Source organism: Escherichia sp. KCJ4928 (assembly GCF_004352695.1).
GTDB lineage: Bacteria > Pseudomonadota > Gammaproteobacteria > Enterobacterales > Enterobacteriaceae > ECMA0423.
This window is the reverse complement of record NZ_SJWV01000515.1, coordinates 1-696: the sequence shown is the minus strand read 5'-3', so window position 1 is coordinate 696 and position 696 is coordinate 1. Positions and strand designations below refer to the sequence as shown.

Annotated in this window: 1 pseudogene; it reads left to right on the top strand. The window is 34.1% G+C overall.

Features of this window, described 5'->3' with window-relative positions:
* Positions 1-662, top strand: a pseudogene (locus E0D98_RS25230) (DUF4049 domain-containing protein); the annotation flags it as partial.
* Positions 663-696: the final 34 nt, after the last annotated feature.

Here is a 696-nt window from a genome sequence, read left to right as displayed (position 1 = left end):
ATTCTTACTTTGCTAAATTCTATGCGAAATATGGAGGGTAATAAAGATAGCCGTATTAATAAAAATGTCATCGTTCTGGCTAGAAATCATGAAATCAATTTTAATGGTAACTATACTGCATGACTAGAAAATTATAAACTCTCTGCCGGTGATACGTATAACTTAATTAAAACGCTCGATGTTTGTCATTATGACTCAGAAAGGAAAGTTTTAACCAGTCATCACGGAATAATAAGAGATGAAGAAAAAAATGTTATTGTCTCGGTGCTTTGCAGGTTCCATTTAATCAGATGAAAAATCCTACTGATCCTGAGGAATTAGCCAATATTTTTAATAAAAAACATAAAGAACACATGGATGATCCTCTATTCCATCTAATCCGAAGCAATACTTTGAAACCCACACCTGTATATGCTAATTATTTTGATAACACTACTGATTTCAGACCAGCACGTAAACGTATCTTCATATATGGGGAGACACTCAAAGGTGAAGACCCCAGCAAATACATTAGACAAAAATATGGGCATCATGGGGTCGGGGTAGATCAGAATCAACAATTTGATAATGGTATTATGGGGCTAAATTCCCTGAAGGAAGCACGTGATAAAAATAATAAAATAATTTATTCCTCAGGGCTTAGTTGTTTTCAACCACATTAAAACTCCATGAGTGCTGTGGTATATCTTTTTAATC